Source organism: Streptococcus cristatus (genome assembly GCF_003943815.1).
Classification (GTDB): Bacteria; Bacillota; Bacilli; order Lactobacillales; family Streptococcaceae; genus Streptococcus; species Streptococcus cristatus_F.
In genome coordinates, this window is record NZ_RJNA01000008.1 from 23,355 (window position 1) to 46,720 (window position 23,366).

Consider the following 23,366-nt stretch of genomic DNA (forward strand, 5'->3'; position numbering starts at 1 on the left):
TCAATCATACATAAAGGAGAAACCAATGAAAACAGTAAAAGAAAGATTAGTTGCTGCTCTGCAGCTTCCTGTACAAGAAACCCTAGCATTCTACAAAAGTGCCTTTCGTGGTCTGACAGAAGAGCAGGTCGAAGAAAATCGTGACCTCTATGGTGAAAATGTCATCACAAAGGGTCAGGAAGACTCCATTTTCAAGAAGATTTACGAGTCTATCATTAACCCCTTTACAGTCATCTTATTAGTGATTGCTTTAGTCTCTTTGGTGACTAATGTCTGGCTGGCTAAGCCTGGTGAGGAAGATCCGACGACTTCCATCATTATTGTCGTTCTGGTGCTGATTTCCGGCGGCATTCGTTTTATTCAGGAACTGCGGAGTGACCGCGCTGCTAGCAATCTGTCTCGTTTGATTGTCAACACGGCTACGGTTATCCGTGAAGGAGCAGAGCAGGAACTTCCGATTGATGAGCTTGTTGTAGGAGACATCATCAAGCTTAGTGCTGGAGACATGATTCCTGCAGATGTGCTGCTGCTGGACTCGCGTGATTTCTTTGTTCAGCAGTCCGGCCTGACAGGCGAAAGCGATGCAGTAGAAAAGGTCTGCCTGGCCAAGTCGGATGGGCAAAATCTCGATAGCCTTTTAGAAACAGAGTCGCTGGCCTTTATGGGAACCAACGTTATTTCCGGAAGAGCTACGGCTCTGGTGCTGGTTGTTGGTGATGAGACCATGATGGGAGCCATTGAGCAGACGCTTAATACCTATGATGAGCCGACCTCCTTTGAGCGCGAGATGAATAGCATTTCCTGGCTCTTGATTCGTTTGATGCTTGTCATGGTTCCGGTCGTGTTCTTCATCAACGGTTTGACAGACGGCGACTGGCTGGAAGCAGGTGTCTTTGCTCTCAGTGTTGGAGTCGGCCTGACGCCAGAAATGCTGCCTATGATTATCACGGCCAGCTTGGCTAAAGGTTCCATTATCATGGCTAAGGAAAAGGTCGTGATTAAGAAGCTGAACGCTATTCAGGATCTAGGAGCTATTGATATCCTTTGTACGGATAAGACGGGGACACTGACCCAAGACGAGATTGTGTTAGAATACCCGCTGGATATTCATGGTGATTTGGACTTGGCAGTGCTCCGCCGGGCCTTTCTCAATTCCTATTATCAGACAGGCCTTAAAAATCTCATGGATCGGGCTATTATCAATCGGACGGAGAAAGAAGCCGAAAAGCATGAGATTGTTCGTGACTTAGACCAAACCTTTAAGAAAATTGATGAACTGCCTTTTGACTTTGAACGCCGTCGCATGAGCGTCATCGTCAAGGATGATGAGGATGTTATCAGCATGGTAACCAAGGGGGCCTTGGAGGAAATGCTGGCCATCTCTAGCTATGTAGAGTATAAAAATCGTATTACAGAACTGACTGAGGAGATTCGTCAGGAAATCCTTGCGGAAGTGGCTCAACTCAATGAGCAGGGGCTGCGCGTGCTTGGTGTTAGCTACAAGTCAGACTTAGAAGAAGATTATGAGTATGAAGTGAAGGATGAGTCCGATATGATTTTGACGGGCTATCTGGCCTTTCTAGATCCACCTAAGTCATCTGCGGCTCCAGCTATTGAAACCTTGGCTGAATACGGTGTTGCCACTAAGATTTTGACGGGTGATAATGATAAGGTAACCCAAGCAGTCTGTGAAAAGGTTGGCTTAGATGTAGACAATATCTTGCTAGGTGTAGAGGTAGATGCTCTATCTAATGAGGAATTGAGTCAGGCCGTGGAGAACACAACAGTCTTTGCTAAGCTCTCACCTGACCAAAAAGCTCGGATTATCCTCCAACTCAAGGCCAATGGTCACAAGGTTGGCTACATGGGTGATGGCATCAATGATGCGCCTTCTATGAAGGTAGCAGATGTTGGTATTTCTGTTGATACAGCTGTCGATATTGCCAAGGAAACAGCAGATGTCATTTTGCTGGACAAGGATCTCATGGTTCTGGAGAAAGGGCTGGTAGAAGGTCGCAAGGTCTATGCCAACATGACCAAGTATATCAAGATGACGGTCAGTTCCAATTTTGGGAATATCTTTTCTCTTCTCTTTGCCAGCATTTTTCTGCCTTTTCTGCCTATGGCACCAGTTCATTTGATTGTCCTCAATCTGGTTTATGACTTGTCTTGTATCGCTTTGCCGTTTGATAATGTAGATAGTGAATTTCTTAAGAAGCCTCATATCTGGTCAGCTAGCTCCATTACCCGTTTTATGGCTTGGATCGGGCCTATCTCATCCGTTTTTGATGTTTTGACTTATCTGGTGCTTTACTTTATCATCGTGCCTATGATCTCAGGAGGCAGCTATCAAGCTGGTACTGAACAGGCAGTGACCTTTATCACTCTTTTCCAAACAGGCTGGTTTATTGAGTCTATGTGGACCCAGACCATGGTTATTTATATGCTACGCTCCCCTAAGCTACCTTTTGTGCAAAGCCGTCCTGCTCTTTCCGTCATTGTGACGACCATGGCGGCAGCGCTCTTTGTCACTTCCTTGCCATATAGCCTCTTTGCGTCAGTTCTGAAGACAGCTCCGCTGAATGGCACCTATTTCCTTTGCCTTTTCTTGATTATCGTGCTTTATATGGTTAGCGTAACCCTTGTGAAAGGCCTTTATATCAAGCGTTACAAGGAATGGCTGTAATAGAAGGGCTAGCAGATGTTTAAGAATTATAAAAAAGATTGGAAAATTTTCCAATCTTTTTTGTATGTATTATTCTTTATCAGGTTGCCATTGCCAGCTTGCTCCAAATTGGGCGAGTAACTCGAAGGAGGCTTCTGGTCCCATAGATCCGACAGGATATTCATGGAGTGGCACTTGATTTTGGCTCCAGAGTTCTTCGATGCGATCGATGAGCTCCCAGCTGGCTCTTACTTCATCCCAATGGCTGAAATTAGTTGAGTCGTTATTGAGGACATCAAAAATTAATTTTTCATAAGGGTCTGGAGAGGCTCCTGACGCTGTAGCATCTGTCCGATAATCCAAGGAGATGGGAGCTAGATTAAAGAGTTCTCCAACTTCCTTGCCATTGAGGCTGAGTGAAATCCCCTCGGTTGGCTGGATATAGATGGTTAGGACATTTGGTTTGAGAGGCTCACCAAAGATGGAGTCCATTTGCTTGAAGACGATATTGACATGGGTGCCTTTTTTGGTGAGGCGCTTCCCTGTTCGGAAGAAGAAAGGAACGTCACGGAAGCGGTCGCTATCAATGAAGAAAGCACCAGAGGCAAAGGTCTCAGTAGTAGACTCAGGATTGACATTTGGTTCGCTACGGTAAGAAATGTATTTTCTACCGTTGATTTTGCCAGACTTGTACTGACCGCGAATGAAGAAACGTTTCAAATCTTCCTCGCTTGGCTGAACGAGGCGCTCAAATACCTTGGCCTTTTCTGCTCGGATATCGTCTTTGGTAAAGCTTTTTGGCTTATCCATGGCTAATAAGGAGAGGAGTTGCAAGGTGTGGTTTTGCACCATATCACGAAGGGCACCGGATTGATCATAGTATCCACCGCGTTCTTCAACGCCTAGCTTTTCAGCAAAGGTAATCTGCACATTATCAATGTATTGGCGGTTCCAGACATTTTNAAACAGCAGATTAGCAAAGCGGATGGCAAAAATCTTTTGAATCATTTCCTTGCCCAGATAGTGGTCAATGCGGAAAATCTGTTCTTCGTCAAAAGTGGCCAGTAGATCTTCGTTAAGTTTGCTGGCAGTTGCCAAATCTGTTCCGAAAGGTTTTTCGACAATCAGGCGTTCAAATCCTTTTCCATCAACGATCTGCTCAGACTTGAGATGTTTAGCAATGGTTCCGAAAAATTGTGGCGCCATAGAAAGGAAGAAGAGTTTATTATTTTCTGCCTGATATTGCTCGTTGAGCTTGTTTTGCAGCTTGCGCAATTCGATATAATGCTCGGTATCTTGCACATCATGGCTTTGATAATAAAAGTGGCTGGCGAACTCTTGAGCCTGCTCTGCATTGTCGGCTAGGTCTGAGATAGACTCGACAACGACAGACTCGAAATATTCCTTACTCCAAGGTCTGCGGGCAGTACCGATAACGGCAAAATGTTGCGAAAGATTGCCAGATTTATAAAGTCGAAAGAGGGAAGGATAAAGTTTTCTTTGAGCCAAGTCTCCGCTGGCACCGAAAATTGTAATAATAACTTTTGAAGACATGATATTTATTACCTATCTAAATGTGATTGTCTCTATTTTATCACAATTTTCAGAAAAATTGTATTTGAAAAATCTGGATTTGACCAAAGAAAATATCCCGAGGGAAAGTCGGGATAGAAATTTAGGCTTCTTTCTTCTGATGAATCGCTCGAAATAGGAAATAGTAGAAAATAAAGTTGCCTATTGCGAGAAGGAGAAGTAGGCTAAAGACATTGTGGGCGCCGCTTGTCGTATCGGATGCTTGATTGAGCAGGACAGCTGCAATTGCCGTTCCCAAGGCACCAGCAAAGGTTTGCGCTAGTTGAAAGAGGGCAGTCACATCCGCTGTTTTATCTCTGCTGACTTGAGAAGCGGATAAAGCCATAGTATTGTTGAAGGCCATGTTGCGGCCCAGAGTAAAGAGGATATAAAATCCTAAGATTAAAGGAAGATTGAGCCAGCTTGTAAAAAAGCTAAAGACAATCATGACCAGAAAGACTAGGCTATTGCCGCCCAGCAGAGATAGTTTTGGGCCTTTGCTATCGTACAATTTTCCCAGAAAAGGCGACATAAAAGCTCCGATCATGGTTCCGGGAAGCAGGGAAAATCCAGCTTGGGCAGTGGAGACATTCTTGACCAGTACGAGAAAGTTGGGAATGAGAAAGTTGCTGGATAGGTTGGAGAATTGGAAAATTAAAAAGGGTAGAATTCCAAAGAAAATCGTTGGTTCTTTTAAGATACGGATGTCCAGAAACGGATCTTGAACAGTCAGACTCCGCCAGATGAAAAAGGCAAAGGAAAGGAGGAAAATAGCTAGATAGAGCCAATTGACACTATCGCCACCTTCCAAACTGGAGATGGTCATCAGAGAAAAGGAAAGAGCTGTGGCGAGCGAGAGAAAGCCCAGCACATCAAAGGGCCGCTTGCTTTTGCCAGCCGAATTTTCTAAGTTAACATAAGCCAGTAAAAAAGAGAGAATGGGAACGGGCATGATAAAGCTATAGATCATGTGCCAGTCGAAGGAGCCAATCATGAATCCTCCGTAGGTCGGTCCGATGGCTGGTGCTATGCTGATGACTAGGCCGCTCAGCCCCATATAAAATCCGATTTTCTGCCGAGGGACCCGCTCCACGATGAGATTAAACATAAGTGGAATAGCAATCCCAGTCGCTCCACCCTGAAGGATCCGTCCCAGCATAAGGAAAGTAAAGTCTGGGGCAATCATAGAAAGCAGATTCCCAAGGGTAAAGATGGAAAGCGAGGTAAAGAGGATACGGCGTTCCGTCCAGTTGTGGGACAGAGTTGCGCCTAAAGTTATGGTAATAGCGGCAGCCAGTAGATAGCCAGTGGTAATCCATTGTAGTACCCCTAGGCTTAGGCCAAAGACCTGACTCAGGTGGGGGAAGGTCACATTCATACTGGTCTCTGAAAGAATTCCAGCAAAGGTGATTAAGGCTACAGCTAGAATAGAAAGCAAATCTCGCTTCCTTACTTTTTCTTGCTTCATAAAAAGAACTCCTTTTCAAATGAGATAGTATTATTGTAGCATGATTTTTCAAGATAAGAGAGAAAAAATTAAAGAGCGAGCTCATCAAGCCTCTTCTAATTTATAAAAGTCGGTCAGAGCAACTGAGTAAAGGGTAGAGAGTGGCATATAAAAGAAACACCCATGAAAATGGATTTTCATAGGTGTTTGGATTTAAAAGACTCGATAGACATAAGGATTGTCCGGTTTTTCTACCTTATCAAAGCTTTTAACTTCTAGAGTTGGCAGGCTTTGTCCCAGACTTTTATGGTAGTGCATGGCAAGTTTTCCCTTGGCATGAATCCAGGTATTATTCTCGAAACGCTGGGTATTTCCAGTAGTCAAGAGACCATAGACACCTGAGTCGGCGATACAATGGATAATACCGAAGCGAAAGAGAAATTGGCTCTTATGGTCGCTAGGGTCGTTGTAGACAAAGCCGGTGAATTCCAGCGTTTTGCCTACAAACTCGTCGGGATAGTCATAGATGACCTCCATGATTTCCATGTAGTTCTCAGTCGTGACCTGAATGGTATCTTGCTTGACATATTTCTTAGCGGCTGCCCGCATTTCTTTTTCGTAAGCACCTTTTGTGAAGTAGGTGCTGGTGTCCGGCTTCAGGTATTGGCTGGTAGTGCCTTCGTCCTGCTGGACGGCTGCAGAAGTTCCTTCAGCCAGTGGGAAATGAAATCCTTTAGCCGAAACTGTTGTCGAATCCAAGGTGACAGTTGGAAAGAAAATTCCCACAAAAAGCGGAATGACAAGGAGTAGCACGCTGCCTAACTTAGCCCAGCAAGAGGTCAAATGACTATGAACCTCCATCTTCTTCATCCAGATGATCAGCTGCACGACTGCCAAGATAAAGGACAAAATCATAGACAAGTAGGCCAGATAGGAGTAGTGGAGATTGATGTATTGGTTTAGCTTGCCTGTCAGCTGCAGATACATGGTAATCTCAAAGTAGCCGACTAAGATTAAAAATCGAATCATAGCACTACCCCCACAAGCCAAGAGTAAAGAAAGACGACGACGGTAATCAGGCTGATAAATTGCCAGATAAAGCGTGTCTTAAAGTAGTTTTTCATCATCAGCAGATTCTTGACATCTAGCATAGGCCCAATGACCAAGAAAGCTAAGACTGGCGATAAGCCGAAGCTAGCAATCAAAGAGCTTCCGATGAAAGCATCAGCTTCGCTGCAAAGTGAGAGCAGGAAGGATAGCAGCATGAGCAGGAGAATAGCAACAGCTGGTGTTGAGCTGATAGAGGTCAGGATTCTGGTTGGCACATAGACTTGTACGATGCTGGCGAAGAGACAGCCAAAGACCAGATAGCGGCCTGTATCGAAAAATTCGTCAATGGCCTGCACAAAGACCTGAAAAAGCTTTTGTCCCTTACTGAGATGTGAAAAGTCATGCTCATGCACAGCCTTGCGATTTTCTTTTTGAATATTGCTGTCTGCAAAGAAGCCCAGAAAAATACCTAAAAGAATAGCCACGACCATAGAACCTAAAGCACGAAGCAGAGCCATTCGGAAGGAGTTTCCAAAGGCTGAGTAGGTCGCAAAGAGCACGATGGGGTTGATGACTGGAGCCGTTACCAGAAAAGGTACAGCCGTGTAACTGGGAACTTTCTTTTCCAGAAATCGATTTATAATAGGAACGATTCCGCACTCACAGGACGGAAAGACTATACCGATCAAGCTCCCAAAGAAAATCCGAGCCCATTTGTTCTTGGGCAGGAAGTGATAAACCCTGTCTGGCGTGACATACACCTCGATAAAGCCGGAAATAATACTTCCAATCAAAACAAAAGGCAAGGCTTCAATGATGATGGAGAGAAAGATGGCACCAGCCTGTAAGACGCTGGAAGGAAGGTTAGAAAAGAAACTCATGCTTTTTTAGCCTTTTCTTGCGCTTCTTTTTTCTTTTTGTCATCTGGAAATTCTACTTTTTCAAGATTGGGCAGAGTGGCAAACTCCTCGAACATCTTGTCTAAATCGTCTGTTTTAGTAAATTTAACAGCCATAAAAGCACCTCATTTCTAAAATAATAATTCTATTATACTACCAAAAGAAAAAAAATGATATTTTCAGCCATGATGGATCAGAGACAGCGGACTCACCCTAGCAAGAAAAAGATGGATTAAACTAGTCTTTATAGATTTTTCAGCTTCATATTATGATATAATAGAAGCGTTATGGAAAATTTAAATATTGAAAAAATTGCCCAGAAATTGGGCCTTAAAGAAAAACAAGTATCACAGGTCTTAGAACTGACCGCTGAAGGGAATACCATTCCTTTTATTGCTCGTTATCGTAAGGAAATGACAGGAAATCTGGATGAGGTCGAGATTAAGGCGATCATTGACTTAGATAAGAGCATGACTGCCTTGGCAGAGCGTAAAGCAACGGTTTTAGCCAAGATTGAGGAGCAGGGCAAACTTACGGATGCGCTGCGCTCTGAGATTGAAGCTGCTGAAAAGCTGGCTGATGTGGAAGAATTGTATCTGCCCTACAAGGAGAAGCGCCGTACCAAGGCTACCATTGCGCGTGAAGCAGGTCTCTTTCCTTTGGCCCGCTTAATCTTACAGGATGCGGCTAATCTGAAGGAAGAAGCTGAGAAACTGACTAGTGAAGCCTTTCCAACAGCAGAAGCTGCTCTAGCTGGAGCAGTGGATATTCTGACTGAAGCAATTTCCGAAGATACTAAGCTGCGGGCTTGGACCTACCACGAGATACAGACCAATTCTTCTATCGTATCCAGTCTCAAAGACGGCGACTTGGATGAAAAGCAGGTCTTCCAGATTTATTATGATTTTTCTGAAAAAGTAGCGACTATGCAAGGCTACCGGACCCTTGCTCTTAATCGTGGTGAGAAGCTAGGTGTTCTCAAGGTTGGCTTTGAGCACAATCTTGAGAAAATCCTGCGCTTCTTTGAAGTGCGTTTCAAGGTGAAAAATGCCTATATTATCGAAGCTATCCAGCAAGCAGTTAAAAAGAAAATCGTTCCAGCTATGGAGCGCCGTATTCGGACCGAGCTGACTGAAGCTGCTGAGGATGGAGCGATTCAGCTCTTCTCAGAGAACCTCCGTCATCTCCTCCTAATTGCCCCTCTCAAAGGTCGCGTAGTACTGGGCTTTGACCCAGCCTTCAGGACAGGAGCCAAGCTAGCCGTTGTGGATCCAACAGGTAAGATGCTGACGACTCATGTTATCTATCCCGTGCCACCAGCAAAACCAGCTCAGATTGAAGCTTCTAAGAAGGAGTTATCAGAGCTGATTGAGCGGTTTGGCGTGGAAATCATTGCCATCGGAAACGGCACTGCTAGCCGAGAAAGCGAAGCCTTTGTAGCTGAAGTCTTGAAATCTCATCCAAATGTCAGCTATGTCATCGTCAATGAGAGCGGAGCATCTGTCTACTCAGCTAGTGAACTAGCTCGTCATGAATTTCCAGATTTGACTGTTGAAAAGCGCTCAGCTATTTCCATCGCTCGCCGTCTGCAAGATCCATTGGCAGAGCTGGTCAAGATTGATCCTAAGTCCATCGGGGTTGGTCAGTACCAGCATGATGTCAGCCAGAAAAAACTGTCGGAAAGTCTGGACTTTGTTGTGGATACTGTGGTCAACCAAGTTGGGGTCAATATCAACACCGCCAGTCCTGCCCTGCTGGCCCATGTAGCTGGTCTTAATAAAACGATTTCGGAAAATATCGTCAAGTATCGGGAAACGGAAGGCTTGATCCGGTCTCGCGAGGCCATCAAGAAAGTGCCACGTCTGGGTGCAAAGGCTTTTGAACAGGCAGCAGGCTTCCTGCGTATTCCCGAAAGTGATAACCTGCTAGACAATACAGGTGTTCACCCAGAGTCCTATAAGGCTGTAGAAGAGCTCTTTAAGCGTCTGGAAATCAGCAGTTTGGATGAAACAGCCCAAGCCAAATTAAAGGCTGTTCAGGTTGCTAGTTTGGCTGCAGAGCTGAGCTTGGGAGAAGAAACCCTCAAAGATATTATTGCTGATTTGCTCAAGCCTGGTCGGGACTTGCGTGATTCCTTTGACGCACCAGTTCTGCGGCAGGATGTCTTGGATATCAAAGATCTGCGTATCGGTCAAAAACTGGAGGGCGTTGTCCGCAATGTCGTCGATTTCGGAGCCTTTGTAGATATCGGCATCCACGAAGATGGCCTTATCCATATTTCTAAAATCAGTAAAAACTTCATTAAACACCCTAGTCAAGTCTTATCAGTCGGTGATTTGGTCACTGTCTGGGTGGATAAATTGGATGTGGAACGGGAGAAGGTTAACCTCTCTCTGATAGCGCCAAATGAATCTAACTAACTACGTCAAGCAGGTGTCGCTAGAAGATTTTGGCTGGGAATTTCGCCACCAAGCTTATTGGAACAAGCGTCTCCGCACGACTGGCGGACGCTTCTTTCCTAAAGATGGCCATCTGGATTTCAACCCAAAAATCTATGAAATTTTTGGGCTGGAGACCTTCCGAAAAATTGTTCGTCATGAGCTCGTCCACTATCACCTCTATTATCAGGGCAAGGGTTACCGCCATGGAGATAGAGACTTTAAAGACCTGCTCAAGCAAGTTGACGGCTTGCGTTATGCTCCATCCTTGTCCAACTCGCAAACCTTTCTCATTTATGGATGCCTGAGCTGCGGAGCATTTATCCGTCGCAGACGCAGAGTCAATCTTCAAAAATACCGTTGCGGTCGCTGTAGAGGAAAACTGTCCTTCCTACAAGAGAAAACGAACAGAGGCTAAGCGAACTAAAAACGGATAGATGCAGAATCAGCCTTCGGGCTGATTTTTTTGTTCGACCACTATGATAAAATAAAGGAAAGAATGAGAGTTGAGGTCATCATCATGAAAACTAAGTTTTATAAATTAAGAAGAAACCGAGTGATTTCAGGGGTTTTGTCGGGACTGGCTGATAAATTTAACTTTGATCTTGGCTTGTTACGCTTTTTATTCATCATCTTTACAGTTTTCAATTTTGGTTTGGGCATTTTGATTTATATTTTGTTGGCTGTCGTGATGCCTTACAAGGAAGATGTGGAAGCGGAAATGTATGGGACTGGGCCTCGTAAAATGAAAGATGCTGAGCCAATCAATGACAATGACGGTTGGTTTTGGTAAAATAACAAATATAAAATTCGGGAGTGTTCCCGAATTTTTGCTGGATGTAGAGGAAACGAAAAGAGAGAATCTAGGGAAGCGTAGCTGACTGAATCTGGAAGCTATTGCCGAAAGATGAATGACTTATCCAAGGAGGAAATATGACAGAGGTTTGGAATGCCTATGACTTGAATCGAAATCAGCTCCCGCATCTCCTAGTTCGAGGAGAAAACATTCCTGAAGGGCAGTTTCATCTCTGTGTCAATGTCTTGGTTCGCCATCAGGATGGCGATATTCTCTTTATGCGGCGGTCAGCAAATAAAAGTCTCTATCCTGGCTACTATGAGTTTGGAGCGGGAGGCAGTGTATTGGCTGGAGAGGATAGCCAGACAGCCGCCCTACGGGAATTGGAAGAAGAAACCGGCCTGGTTCCCGACAGTATCAGACTGTTGGAGCAGGTGTGCTCTGTCGAAGACCAGTGCCACTTTGATTTCTATGAAGCGGTGGTGTCTAGTGACAAGAATCAAGTTCGCTATCAGGTAGGCGAAACCGATGCTCATCTCTGGCTACCTCTAAGTGAAATACCAGCCTTTATCGAGAGCCGTCCTTGCTTTCAAAATCAAAAAAGAGTTCTTAAAAAATGGATTGGCTAGTTATTTTGACTGGCCTTTTTGATGGCTGGCAGATATTTTTACAAGCATCTAGGGAAAAATCCTGCTTAATTTCCAATCTTAAAAACTCTTTTAGGGTAAAAATTTGCTATAATAGAGAAAGATAAATTTGAAGGGAGCAGGGAATGTCTGTAAAGGTCAAAGATTTGATTGAAAAAGTCCGTTTACGCATCGTTTACGGCAGTGATGACCTCTTAGAAAAGGAGATTTCGACATCGGATATTTCGCGGCCGGGCCTTGAAATGACCGGTTATTTTGACTACTATACGCCAGAACGGATTCAGCTGATTGGGATGAAGGAGTGGTCTTATCTGATGAAGATGACGTCCCACAACCGTCATCAAGTCCTTCTGAAAATGTTTCAGCCAGAAACGCCAGTTGTCATTGTGGCGCGCAATTTGGAGATTCCTGAAGAAATGCGGCGAGCAGCTGAAGAAAAGCAAATCGCGATTCTCACCAGCCGCACATCAACCAGCCGTCTATCAGGGGAAATTTCTAGTTTCCTTGATTCACGTTTGGCGGTCAGAACCAGTGTTCATGGCGTATTGATGGACATCTACGGGATGGGAGTGCTGATTCAAGGGGACAGCGGTATTGGTAAAAGTGAAACAGGCCTTGAGTTAGTCAAGCGTGGCCATCGTTTAGTGGCGGATGACCGTGTCGATATCTTTGCCAAGGATGAAATGACCCTCTGGGGAGAGCCTGCTGAGATTCTTCGTCATCTCTTGGAAATTCGCGGTGTCGGCATTATTGATGTGATGAGCCTTTACGGAGCTAGTGCGGTTAAGGATTCTTCACAGGTACAGATTGCCGTCTATCTGGAAAATTATGATACCAATAAGACTTTTGACCGTCTGGGCAATAATGCAGAAGAACTGGAAGTTTCCGGTGTCAGAATTCCTCGGATCCGCATCCCAGTTAAGACAGGACGCAACATCTCTGTGGTAATCGAAGCCGCAGCTATGAACTATCGGGCTAAGGAAATGGGCTTTGATGCCACCAAGATTTTTGAAGAACGACTGACTAATCTGATTAGCCAGAATGAGGTGAAAGATGCTTGATCCAGTAGCTTTTTCAGTCGGTCCCTTTAGTATTCGTTGGTATGCGATTTGCATTGTCACTGGCTTGATTTTAGCCGTTTACTTGGCTATGAAGGAAGCGCCACGCAAAAAGATGATTCCAGATGATATTCTTGATTTCATTCTGATTGCCTTTCCCTTGGCCATCCTTGGAGCGCGGCTCTACTATGTGATTTTTGAATGGTCTTATTATGGCAAGCACTCTCTGATTGAGATTTTTCAGATTTGGAATGGTGGTTTAGCCATTTACGGTGGTTTGATCACCGGTGCCCTTGTCCTCTATTTCTTTTCACAGAGAAGGCTGATCAATCCTGTTGATTTCTTGGATATTGCAGCGCCTAGCGTCTTGATTGCTCAAAGCATTGGCCGTTGGGGCAATTTCTTTAACCAAGAAGCCTATGGAGCAGTGGTCAAAAATCTTAATTATCTGCCGTCCTTCATCCGTAACAATATGTACATAGATGGTGCTTATCGCCAGCCAACCTTCTTATACGAATCCCTTTGGAATTTACTTGGCTTTGCCCTATTGCTGATTTTACGACGCCGCCCTAAATTCTTCCGTCAGGGGGAATTGGCAGCCTTTTACTTGATTTGGTACGGTTTTGGCCGGATGATTATCGAGGGTATGCGGACCGACAGTCTCATGTTCTTGGGTGTGCGTGTATCTCAGTGGCTGTCTGCAGCTCTGATTTTACTAGGTATCGGCATTATGATTTACCAAAGAAAAAAACAAGCCCCCTATTATCAAGAATGAGAGGAGAATATTATGCTTGAAATTGCTTATACTTTAGTTGCTGTCGCTTTGATTGTTTTTCTAATCTACATGACCATCACCGTCAAAACTCTCGGTGATAAGGCTGCAAAAATGCTGGATGAGACAGAAAATACGATCAAAGTTTTAACTTCTGATGTCAATGTCACCCTGCATCAAACCAATGATTTGATTGCCAAAGTCAATGTCTTGACAGATGATATCAACCACAAAGTAGCAACGATTGATCCACTTTTCAATGCGGTGGCAGACCTATCCGAATCAGTCTCTGATTTAAACGATCAGGCGCGTGTTTTAGGAAAAAAAGCAGTCGCAGCAGGAAGCACGACAGCGAAAACAACAGCAGGTCTAACGGCCCTTCGTTTTGTTGGCAAATTATTTAAAAAATAAGAAAGTAGGTTTATTATGGGAAAAATTTCATCACTTTTATTAGGTGCTGTGTCTGGTGCAGCTGCAGCGTACTTTCTAACCAGTAAAAAAGGCAAAGAAATTACTGAAAAAGTTCAAGACTTTGTTGTCGACTATCGTGAAGATCCAGATAAGACTCACGAAGCAGTTGTCCAATCAGTAAAGGACTTTTCAGATCAGGCTGTCAAAGCCATCAACCAAACCAAGGAAAAGGTTGAAAATGGCGAAATTACAGCAGAAACAGTATTGGAGTCTGTCAAGGATACGACAAAGTCAGTAGTAGACTATTCGCAGGATAAATTCCAAGAAATCAAAGAAAAGTTTGAAAAAGAAGAGGAAATTCTTGAAGAAGAAATTTCTGATATCGTGGTGGAAGAAGGAGAAAAAGCCCCTTCAGAAGAAATCATCATTGATTTAGAAACAGAAGAACTTGAAAAATAAAAAGAAATTAGGCTAGCATTTGCTAGCCTATCTTGATTTTCGACCTAGAAAGCGTTATCATATAAATAAAAGGGGGTGTTGGTATGAAAAATCTAAAAGTACTTGCCTTGCTTGGTTTAGGCTGCTGCTTACTAGCTTGTTCTCGGCAGAAAGCTTCAGAGTCCCCTCAGTCTAGAAGCTCTGACTCTTTTTCTAAGGCTTCGAGCACGAGTCAAGCTCGCTCGAAAACAGCTAGCAGTAGTCAATCTAGTGCAAATAAATCCAGCCCTAGTCAGAGTTCTGCTTCTGCGGAGTCAGAAAGCTCCAGTCAGACAACTGAAAAGATCAGAGAGGAGGGGACGCAGCCTTCTAGCAAAGAAGCGCCTTCTCCAATCCGAAAACGCCTGGAAGTTCCTATGCAGATCCAGCGAGCTTGGAATACCTGTGCACCGACCTCTGTCAGTATGATTTTGGCTTATAGGGGTGTCCAGGCTAGTCAGGAAGAATTGGCACGAGCGATGGGCACAGATGAGACCTTCGGCACCCATAATGTCAATGCAATCCGTGTCTTAAATCAATATTTATTTGGTTATGCGGAAGTGCCGGCAGGCCAAGCGGGCTACCATCTTGCTACAGTGACTAGTAGCGCCCCGAATTCTGAAGATATGCGTCTTTTTAAGGAGCGCCTGCGCAAGAATATTGATGATGACTATCCGCTCTACTATACGATTGATAATGCCTCCATCTACCCAGGCCACAAGGGTGAACACAATGTTGTGGGGACGGGCTATGAATTATCAGCAGACGGCAGTGATGTCCTTGCAGTTTATTACATTGATCCATCCTATACCGTTCAGGATCCAGTCTATGGAGGGCTGAAAAAGGTAACTCCAGAAGAATTATTGGCAGCTATGTGTGCTTGTCAGGAACCAAATTACGCTTGGTAAAGAAAAGAAAAACGAGATCTTTCGATCTCGTTTGATTTAATTCGTAGATAATCAATGTTTCTTTCTTCGAACAGTGCGATATCCTTGAATAATCATAAGACTTAGGACAATAGCAAGTGTGAAAGATAGAAAGGTGCTCATTTTTGCAGACAAAAAAATAAAGCTAAAAAAGACTGTCAAAATACAGAATAAAGCGATATTTATAAAGAAAAATAGCTCACGTAATTGTGATGCTGATTCTGCTTGGGGCAGGTATTCTTGATAGGATATTTCCTTAGTTTGTTCTGTCGAATCATGCAGTGGCGCTGATTCAAACTGTTTAAAATCTCTTACAGCCATTGTCTCTCTCCTAGTAGTACCTTATCATTCTATCATGTTTCTATGATTAGATATATTACAAGATAGTTACAAAACGAATAAAATCGAATTAAGAAATCATAATTCCTATTTTTTTGGTATAATAATGATATGAAAAAGATAATTATTACAGCAACAGCTGAAAGTATAGAACAAGTTCAAGCCTTATTGGAAGCAGGAGTAGATCGTATTTATGTCGGTGAGGAAAGCTACGGTCTTCGTTTACCACATAACTTCACTTATGACGAATTAAATCGTATCTCACAAATAGTTCATCAGGCAGGAAAAGAAATGACCGTTGCCGTCAATGCTTTGATGCATCAGGACATGATGGACCAGATCAAGCCTTATTTGGATTTTCTTCAGGAGATTGAAGTGGACTATATCACTGTTGGGGATGCAGGTGTATTCTACGTCTTGCAGCGGGATGGTTATAAGTTGAAAACGATTTATGATGCTTCAACCATGGTTACTAGCAGCCGCCAAATTAATTTTTGGGGCAAGAATGCTGGGGTGTCAGAAGCTGTTTTGGCGCGGGAAATTCCATCGGCAGAACTCTTTAAAATGCCGGAAATCCTTGAAATTCCAGCAGAAGTCCTAGTTTATGGTGCGAGCGTTATCCACCACTCTAAACGTCCGCTTTTGCAAAATTATTATAACTTTACACACATTGATGATGCGAAATCAAGAGAGAGGGATCTCTTTCTTGCGGAACCGAGCGATCCTCAGAGCCATTATTCGATCTTTGAGGACAAGCATGGGACTCACATTTTTGCCAATAATGACTTAGACTTGATGACCAAGTTGACAGAATTGGTTGACCACGGCTTTACGCATTGGAAGTTGGAAGGGCTCTACACTCATGGTCAGAATTTTGTTGAGATTGCTAAGCTCTTTGTTCAGGCAAGGGACTTGATTGAAAAAGGTGAATTTAGCCATGATCAAGCTTTCTTGTTAGATGAGTTGATTCACAAACTGCATCCGAAGAATCGTTTCCTTGATACAGGATTTTATGATTACGATCCAGACATGGTGAAATAGGACAGGATTTTGTTGCCTTTATCTAAGTGGGCATCACCAAAAAAACTATTTGCTCACCAGAAACGTTTTAAGAAAAGGCACAGATTGCTCTGCGCCTTTTTGAGTTTTCATCTATAAAAATGGAGTGCTGGTCATGATTTCCAATAATCATAATTGTAGGTAGCTAGGATCATTTGAGTAATTTCTTCGGGCTTCTCCTGAGCTCCGCCGGCTATCCAAAGAGAAATAATCCCCTCAACACTGGATAGGAAGATTTCCAAGGCGTATTTCTGAGGGATATGAAAGTTCTCCTCTAAAAAACGCTGGGTAGCAGCTTTTTGCTTATCGCTCAGAATGATACTGGTTATAAACTCTCGAATAGCCCCGCGAAAGTCAATATAATGGCTTCTGGTCAGGGCATTGATCAGACGTTCATTAGCACGCAGTATATGAAATTTGGCTATCATGAACCGTTTGGAATATTCGCCTTCTTCTTCAAAAAGACTATAACTATAAAGTTGGGAAATGATGTCGCTTTTTAGACTTTCAACCATCTGATATTTATCTTGGTAGTGGAGGTAGAAGGTGCCGCGATTAATCCCTGCCCGTTTGCAGAGTTTGCTGATGGAGATATTATCAAACCTTTCCTCTGATAGTAGCTGAATCAAGGCTTCTTTGATGTCTTCCTTAGTACTAGTTTTTCGTTTCTGGACCATTTTTCTTCCTTTTTTTAAATCAACACTTTGTTGATTTTTGATTATTGCTTTTTGTCTAAGCTCATTATATAATATCTGTGATTTAGAATCAACACCTTGTCTATTTAAGGAGATGGGGTTTGAAAAGGAGAGAAGCGATATGGTTTATATTGAAATGAAACATAGCTTTAAACGTTATCAGGTAGGTGACACAGAAATTGTCGCTAACAATGATATTTCTTTTGACATTGAAAAGGGGGAGCTGGTCATTATCCTAGGGGCTTCTGGTGCCGGTAAGTCAACGGTTCTCAATATTCTCGGTGGTATGGATACCAATGATGAGGGAGAAGTCTTGATCGATGGACAGAATATCGCGGCCTATGATGCTCATCAACTGACCGAGTATCGTCGTAATGACGTGGGCTTTGTTTTTCAGTTTTACAATCTGGTACCCAACCTGACGGCCAAGGAAAATGTGGAGTTGGCTTCTGAGATTGTCAAGGATGCCCAAGATCCAGTGGCTGCTTTGAGCGCGGTTGGTCTGGAAAATCGCCTCAATAATTTTCCAGCCCAGCTATCAGGAGGGGAGCAGCAGCGGGTGTCTATCGCTCGGGCTGTGGCTAAGAAGCCCAAGATTTTGCTCTGCGATGAGCCGACAGGAGCTTTGGACTACAATACTGGTAAGCAAGTGCTGCAAATTTTACAGGACATGTCACGCAATCTAGGGGCGACGGTGATTATCGTAACCCACAATGCTGCCTTGGCTCCCATTGCTGACCGGGTTATCCGTATGCACGACGCGAGGGTCAAGAGTGTTACAATCAATGAAGAGCCTCAGGATATAAGTACATTGGAGTATTGATATGAAGAGAAAGATTTATTGGAAAGATATTCTGCGCTCCTTCACTAGCTCTAAAGGACGTTTCCTATCTATTTTAATCCTCATGATGCTGGGCTCTTTAGCTCTCGTAGGGCTTAAGGTCGCTCCACCCAATATGCGCAGAACAGCAACAGATTATTTGAAAGAGCAACGAACCATGGACTTGGCTGTTATGGCGGACTATGGTTTGGATAAGGCTGATCAGAAAGAGCTGGAAGCTATCAAGGAGGCTGATGTCGAGTTTGGCTATCTGACAGATGTTACCGTAGACGAGGAGGCTCTCCGAGTATTCTCAGATACCAAGGATATTTCAAACTTTCAAGTGACCTCTGGTCGTCTTCCTCAGAATGAGCAAGAAATTGCCCTGGCTAGCTTTTGGTCTAAGAAATATAAAATTGGCCAGGAGATTGATCTGACCGAAAAAGCCGGCAGCCGGTCAGTTTTAAAAAACAAGACCTATAAGGTCGTGGGATTTGTCAACTCAGCAGAGCTTTGGTCTGATAGAAATCTGGGCAATGCGACTAGTGGCAGCGGGGCTTTATCTGCCTATGCTGTAGTCAGCCCTAAGGCCTTTGATGCAGATGTTTACAGTATTGCCCGCCTGCGCTATCATGATTTAGAAAAGCTGGCTCCCTTCTCTGAAAGCTATCAGGAGCGTTTGGAGCAGCACCAGACTGCTTTGGACAAGAGCCTGGAAGATAACGGAGTGGCTCGCTTTAAGCGATTAGAGGCAGATGCCAAAAGCACCATTCAGAAGGGCCAAGATAAGATTGCTCAGGCTGAGAGCGAGCTGACCCAAGGTAAAAATCAATTAGAGCAAGCTCAGAATCAGCTGGACCAGCAAAAAAGCCAGCTAGCGGCAGCTCAAGCTGCTTCTATCCTCCCTCCTGCACAGCTCAGCCAGAGCCAGCAGCAGATTCAGGAAGCTGAGACCCAGCTAAATCAGAAAAAATCTGAGCTGGCACAGGCAGAGAAAGACTTATCAGCTAGTAAGGACAAGCTAGCTGACGCTCAGGCAAACCTGAGTCGTTTGAAAGAGCCGGCCTATCATAGCTATGACCGCAAGTCCCTACCGGGTGGGAATGGCTATCATATGTATAAAAACTCCATGAATAGTATTGCGTTGATTGGTAATATTTTCCCAGTGGTGCTCTATTTGGTGGCAGCTATAGTGACCTTTACCACCATGACTCGCTTTGTCGATGAGGAGCGAACAAATGCAGGCGTCTTCAAGGCTCTAGGCTATCATAGCCGAGATATCATTCGCAAGTTTGCCCTTTACGGTTTGGTGGCGGGGAGTCTAGGTACCCTCGTAGGGATTCTACTGGGACATTATTTCTTGTCTGGAGTGATTTCTTCTATTATTACCAGAGGGATGGTGCTCTCTGCCCCTCATGCATATTTTTATATTTCCTATAGTTTACTGGCCCTTGAGCTTTCCCTTCTTTCCAGCGTTCTCCCTGCCTATTTGGTGGCAAGAAGGGAGCTGATAGAGGAAGCAGCTCACTTACTTTTGCCCAAGCCACCGGTCAAGGGCTCCAAGATTTTCTTGGAAAGACTGCCCTTTATCTGGCGACGTCTTAGCTTTACTCAGAAGGTCACAGCTCGCAATATCTTTCGCTATAAGCAGCGGATGTTTATGACTATCTTTGGTGTGGCGGGTTCGGTTGCCCTGCTCTTTGCCGGCCTAGGACTTCAGTCTTCTATTGGTGGTATTCCCAAACGTCAGTTTGAGGAGATTCTGCGATACGACTTGATTGTCGCTGCCAATCCTGGAGAAAATCAAGCTGAGCAAGACAAGCTGAAAAAGCTGCTGGCAGATGGCTCGATTGCTGCCTATCAGGAAATACACAGTGAAACCCTAACAGAGAAATACAAAGGGAAAAATGAAACAGAGTCAGTCACTTTGATGGTTACGGACAAGGAAAATTTTGAACCTTTTATTTCGCTGGAAAGTCCTGACAAGCAGCAGAAGCTGACTCTGAATGACGGTGTGGTCGTCTCGGATAAATTGGCCCGCATAGCTGGAGTTAGCCCCGGTGGCAGTATAGAGCTGGGTGGCAAGCCTGTCAAGCTCGCAGCAGTCAATGAGAATCATTTTGGACATTTTGCCTTTATGAAGGCAACTGACTACCAGAAGATTTACGGAAAAAAGCCCGAGAAAAATGCTTACCTAGTGCGACTCAAGGATTCTTCCAGCAAAAATATTGTGGACAAAGCCAATGAATTTATGAGCCTCAAGTCTGTCAAGAGTGTTTCGCAAAATGCTAGCATGGTGAAGCAGTTCAACGTTCTAGCTGATTCTCTTAATAATACGATGCTGGTTTTAGTCCTGATTTCCATTCTTTTAGCAGTCGTCATTCTCTACAACCTGACCAATATCAATGTGGCCGAGCGGATTCGCGAGCTGTCTACCATCAAGGTTCTGGGCTTCCATAATAAAGAAGTAACCCTCTATATCTATCGAGAGACTATTATTCTGTCAGTAATTGGGATGGCAGTTGGGCTTCTAGGCGGTTTCCTCCTGCATCGTTTTTTGATTGAGAAAGTTGCGCCTAGCATTATCAGCTTAACCCCTCAAGTAAGTCCCTCAGTCTATCTGTTTCCTCTAACAGCAGTGACTCTTATCTTGACCTTGCTTGGCTTCTTTGTCAACTACCGCCTCAGAAGGGTGGATATGCTGGAAGCGCTCAAGTCTGTTGATTAATTTTTAAAAAAACATTTCAAAACTTTCACTCACTTGATGGGTGGAAGTTTTTTTGAACTTTGATATAATATTCCTTGTAAAGAAAGAGAAAGACACATGATGACACGAAAAATTGCCTTATTATCCGATGTGCATGGGAATAGCACAGCTTTGGAAGCAGTACTGGCGGATGCGGAAAGCCAGCAGGTGACAGACTATTGGTTTTTGGGAGACTTGCTCCTGCCAGGAACCGGTCGCAGAAATATCTTAGATAGGATGGAGCAGCTGTCCATCAGCCTTCAGGTCAGAGGAAATTGGGAAGACAGTCTCTGGCATGCCCTGCACCAAAAGCTGGATTTGGATCGTCCCAGCCATCTCTACCTGACCCGGCTCTGCCATTTTGTCCTAGAGGAAATCCGTCCTGAAGAGATTGACCGCATGCAAGAACTTCCTCTGCAGGTCTTGACAGAAGTAGAGGGATTGAAGATTGCGGTCAGCCACCATCTGCCAGATAAGAATTGGGGGCGGGAGCTGATTCATATTGGCGAGCAGAGCAATTTCGACCGCCTTTTTGAGGGGAATGACTGCGCTGTCGCTGTTTATGGCCACATTCACCAACAGTTTCTCCGTTATGGGACTAAGGGTCAGCTGATTATCAATCCCGGCTCTATTGGCCAGCCATTCTTTCTAGATTCGACTTTGCGTCAGGACTTGCGAGCCCAGTATGCCATTTTAGAGATAGATGAGACTGGTCTGAAAAATATTGATATGCGTCGTGTGGCTTACGATGTGGAGCAGGAGCTACGATTGGCGCGGGAGCTCCACTTGCCTTACTATGAGATTTATCGGGAGAGTTTGGTCAATGGTATCCACCATACCCATAACCACGACCTGCTGCGGGAAATCAGTGAGCGGGAAGGCTATGCAGATGAGATTGCAGCTTTCTTAAAGTCTAGTCGTAACTCTTGAAGTTACACCCTTTTTGGGATATAATAGTGAGAGAAAATGATGAGGGAGGAGAAGAGATGCAGATTTCTAGCCGTTTCACCATTGCCACTCATATGCTGATTGTTCTGGCTTTGGAGGGAAAAAAACGAAAACTGACGAGTGATATCCTTGCTGGCAGTGTCGGAGTTAATCCAGTTATTATTCGCAAGACCCTGTCCCAGCTCAAGAATGCCGGGATGATTACCGTTGCTCGTGGGACTGGAGGAGCAGAGATTGCCAAAGATTTGAAAGACATTAGCCTGTTGGACGTCTATAGCGCAGTTGAATGTCTGGGCAAGAGCGGCCAGCTTTTTAGCTTTCATGACAAGCCCAATCCAGACTGTCCTATCGGCAAGAACATTCACAATGTCTTAGATGACCGTTTGGCTGCTATTCAGGCAGCCATGGAAGCTGAATTAGCTCAGACCAGCCTCGACGAGGTTGTTGCAGCAACCGAAAAAGAAATTAAAGAACAATCTGTTTCCTAGTGAGCAGATTGTTTTTTTTTTAAGAATTTTCTGAGATGTAATTATTGACATTACATTAAGATGTGCTATACTAATAGATGTAACAAAAACAATTACAATCTGAATAATTCTTCGGAGCAAATAGAGATGTGGAAGGCTGCATTAAGAAACGTATTTCTGTTTTGGGAAAATAAAAAAAGATTGGGCAGGAGCTCTGCTGAAATTTTAAATTTAAGAGAGGAGAAAGAACATGACTTTTGAATATCAAAGCAAGATTTATCTGGGAGAGGTGGCACTTTATGTGGCTGATTTAGCAAGACAAAAGGACTTTTATCAGCGTGTTTTAGGACTGAAGCTTTTGGAAGAGCAGGACGGACAGGTGGCTTTGGGTCGGGATGGACAAGTGCTGGTTAGGTTCTTAGCGACCGGTGACCGTCAGACAGTCAAGTCGGCTTACGGTCTTTATCATCTGGCACTTTTTCTTCCAAGTCGTCAAGCTTTGGCGGATATCCTGAAGCATTTATCAGAAAATAAAGTTCCTATGGTTGGAGGAGCGGATCACGGTTATAGTGAAGCCATTTATCTGGAGGACCCAGAAGGCAACGGCATTGAACTTTATCGGGACAAGCCTCAGGCTGATTGGGATATCCGAGAAGATGGCCGCATTATCGGAGTGACGGAAGCGCTCGCGGCTCAAGAAATCTATGAACTAGGTCAGGAAGTCCAGCCGTTTAGTATTGCTGAAGGTACTCGTATGGGCCATGTCCACCTGTCTGTGAAAAATAGCAGAGCAGCCAGTCATTTTTACCAAAAACTTCTAGACTTGGAGGATAAATTTTCTGTACCTTCTGCTAGCTGGTTGGCATCCGGAAACTATCATCATCATTTAGCCGTTAATGAATGGGGAAGTTCTCACTTGAATCATCGCCAACCCAAGCAAATGGGACTGGCCTATTTTGAGGCGCAAGTAGAAGGAAAAGAAGACCTAGTAGCTATTTATGAAAATGCTCTGGATTTGCAGGCGCCAGTCCGATGGATTAGCTCCCAAGAGCTGGAAGTCACAGACCCAGATGGGATTGTGGCAAAAGTTAAGATAAGAGTGGTATAATAAGGCATATCAAGAAGTTAAAAGAA

Annotated in this window: 23 protein-coding genes; 16 read left to right on the plus strand and 7 right to left on the minus strand. The window is 44.1% G+C overall.

Annotated features, from left to right (window positions below):
- The first annotated feature begins 25 nt into the window (after positions 1–25).
- Entirely contained in the window at positions 26–2,686 is a 2,661-nt protein-coding gene (mgtA, locus tag D8872_RS06390; RefSeq protein ID WP_125390346.1) for a magnesium-translocating P-type ATPase, read from the plus strand.
- A 69-nt stretch (positions 2,687–2,755) separates the two neighbouring features.
- On the opposite strand, the gene zwf is transcribed toward mgtA, so the two are convergent.
- The 5 genes from zwf to D8872_RS06415 all read right to left on the minus strand — a co-directional run bounded on the left by zwf (position 2,756) and on the right by D8872_RS06415 (position 7,749).
- Positions 2,756–4,219 (minus strand): glucose-6-phosphate dehydrogenase, encoded by a 1,464-nt coding sequence (gene zwf / locus D8872_RS06395; protein ID WP_125390347.1) that lies wholly within the window; start codon positions 4,217–4,219, stop codon positions 2,756–2,758.
- A gap of 121 nt (positions 4,220–4,340) precedes the next feature.
- Positions 4,341–5,705, minus strand: coding sequence for an MFS transporter (locus D8872_RS06400; RefSeq protein WP_125390348.1), 1,365 nt, complete (start codon positions 5,703–5,705; stop codon positions 4,341–4,343).
- Between the two features lie 192 nt (positions 5,706–5,897).
- Complete coding sequence (locus tag D8872_RS06405; RefSeq protein ID WP_125390349.1) at positions 5,898–6,713, minus strand: TIGR03943 family putative permease subunit; 816 nt, start codon at positions 6,711–6,713, stop codon at positions 5,898–5,900.
- On the minus strand, positions 6,710–7,615 hold the full coding sequence (locus tag D8872_RS06410) for a permease (RefSeq protein WP_125390350.1): 906 nt from the start codon (positions 7,613–7,615) through the stop codon (positions 6,710–6,712). Before D8872_RS06410 ends, D8872_RS06405 begins: the two co-directional genes overlap by 4 nt.
- On the minus strand, positions 7,612–7,749 hold the full coding sequence (locus D8872_RS06415) for an SPJ_0845 family protein (RefSeq protein WP_125390351.1): 138 nt from the start codon (positions 7,747–7,749) through the stop codon (positions 7,612–7,614). Before D8872_RS06415 ends, D8872_RS06410 begins: the two co-directional genes overlap by 4 nt.
- Positions 7,750–7,920: 171 nt before the next feature.
- Between D8872_RS06415 and D8872_RS06420 the strand changes: the two genes are divergently transcribed.
- From D8872_RS06420 to D8872_RS06460, 9 genes are all read left to right on the plus strand, one after another.
- Entirely contained in the window at positions 7,921–10,053 is a 2,133-nt protein-coding gene (locus D8872_RS06420) for a Tex family protein (protein ID WP_125390352.1), read from the plus strand.
- A complete protein-coding gene (locus D8872_RS06425; protein ID WP_125390353.1) occupies positions 10,040–10,489 on the plus strand; it encodes a SprT family protein in 450 nt (149 codons plus the stop codon). The genes D8872_RS06420 and D8872_RS06425 overlap by 14 nt, the downstream gene beginning before the upstream one ends.
- Before the next feature lie 102 nt (positions 10,490–10,591).
- On the plus strand, positions 10,592–10,864 hold the full coding sequence (locus tag D8872_RS06430; RefSeq protein ID WP_015605217.1) for a PspC domain-containing protein: 273 nt from the start codon (positions 10,592–10,594) through the stop codon (positions 10,862–10,864).
- Positions 10,865–11,004: 140 nt separating this feature from the next.
- Positions 11,005–11,496 (plus strand): NUDIX hydrolase, encoded by a 492-nt coding sequence (locus D8872_RS06435; RefSeq protein ID WP_125390354.1) that lies wholly within the window; start codon positions 11,005–11,007, stop codon positions 11,494–11,496.
- A gap of 143 nt (positions 11,497–11,639) precedes the next feature.
- Positions 11,640–12,575 (plus strand): HPr(Ser) kinase/phosphatase, encoded by a 936-nt coding sequence (gene hprK / locus D8872_RS06440; protein WP_015605214.1) that lies wholly within the window; start codon positions 11,640–11,642, stop codon positions 12,573–12,575.
- Entirely contained in the window at positions 12,568–13,347 is a 780-nt protein-coding gene (gene lgt / locus D8872_RS06445; protein ID WP_061910101.1) for a prolipoprotein diacylglyceryl transferase, read from the plus strand. Before hprK ends, lgt begins: the two co-directional genes overlap by 8 nt.
- Before the next feature lie 12 nt (positions 13,348–13,359).
- Positions 13,360–13,755 (plus strand): DUF948 domain-containing protein, encoded by a 396-nt coding sequence (locus tag D8872_RS06450; RefSeq protein ID WP_015605212.1) that lies wholly within the window; start codon positions 13,360–13,362, stop codon positions 13,753–13,755.
- Between the two features lie 15 nt (positions 13,756–13,770).
- Positions 13,771–14,214: a YtxH domain-containing protein gene (locus D8872_RS06455; RefSeq protein WP_061423198.1), complete on the plus strand. Its 444-nt coding sequence runs from the start codon at positions 13,771–13,773 to the stop codon at positions 14,212–14,214.
- A gap of 83 nt (positions 14,215–14,297) precedes the next feature.
- Complete coding sequence (locus tag D8872_RS06460; protein ID WP_125390355.1) at positions 14,298–15,140, plus strand: C39 family peptidase; 843 nt, start codon at positions 14,298–14,300, stop codon at positions 15,138–15,140.
- Between the two features lie 51 nt (positions 15,141–15,191).
- On the opposite strand, the gene D8872_RS06465 is transcribed toward D8872_RS06460, so the two are convergent.
- Positions 15,192–15,479: a DUF3270 family protein gene (locus D8872_RS06465; RefSeq protein ID WP_125390356.1), complete on the minus strand. Its 288-nt coding sequence runs from the start codon at positions 15,477–15,479 to the stop codon at positions 15,192–15,194.
- Between the two features lie 129 nt (positions 15,480–15,608).
- Between D8872_RS06465 and D8872_RS06470 the strand changes: the two genes are divergently transcribed.
- Positions 15,609–16,538, plus strand: a complete 930-nt coding sequence (locus tag D8872_RS06470) for a peptidase U32 family protein (RefSeq protein WP_125390357.1) — start codon at positions 15,609–15,611, stop codon at positions 16,536–16,538.
- Between the two features lie 131 nt (positions 16,539–16,669).
- Here D8872_RS06470 and D8872_RS06475 read toward each other — a convergent pair whose 3' ends face one another.
- On the minus strand, positions 16,670–17,233 hold the full coding sequence (locus tag D8872_RS06475) for a TetR/AcrR family transcriptional regulator (protein ID WP_045501055.1): 564 nt from the start codon (positions 17,231–17,233) through the stop codon (positions 16,670–16,672).
- A 139-nt stretch (positions 17,234–17,372) separates the two neighbouring features.
- Here D8872_RS06475 and D8872_RS06480 point away from each other — a divergent pair, with 139 nt between their 5' ends.
- The 5 genes from D8872_RS06480 (at position 17,373) to D8872_RS06500 (ending at position 23,340) form a co-directional block, all read left to right on the plus strand.
- Positions 17,373–18,074, plus strand: coding sequence for an ABC transporter ATP-binding protein (locus tag D8872_RS06480; RefSeq protein WP_125390358.1), 702 nt, complete (start codon positions 17,373–17,375; stop codon positions 18,072–18,074).
- 1 nt (position 18,075) lies between these two features.
- Complete coding sequence (locus D8872_RS06485) at positions 18,076–20,799, plus strand: ABC transporter permease (protein ID WP_125390359.1); 2,724 nt, start codon at positions 18,076–18,078, stop codon at positions 20,797–20,799.
- A gap of 99 nt (positions 20,800–20,898) precedes the next feature.
- Positions 20,899–21,747, plus strand: coding sequence for a metallophosphoesterase family protein (locus D8872_RS06490; protein ID WP_125390396.1), 849 nt, complete (start codon positions 20,899–20,901; stop codon positions 21,745–21,747).
- A gap of 56 nt (positions 21,748–21,803) precedes the next feature.
- Complete coding sequence (locus D8872_RS06495; protein WP_048763305.1) at positions 21,804–22,253, plus strand: Rrf2 family transcriptional regulator; 450 nt, start codon at positions 21,804–21,806, stop codon at positions 22,251–22,253.
- A 229-nt stretch (positions 22,254–22,482) separates the two neighbouring features.
- Positions 22,483–23,340 (plus strand): VOC family protein, encoded by an 858-nt coding sequence (locus tag D8872_RS06500; protein WP_125390360.1) that lies wholly within the window; start codon positions 22,483–22,485, stop codon positions 23,338–23,340.
- Positions 23,341–23,366 lie beyond the last annotated feature (26 nt).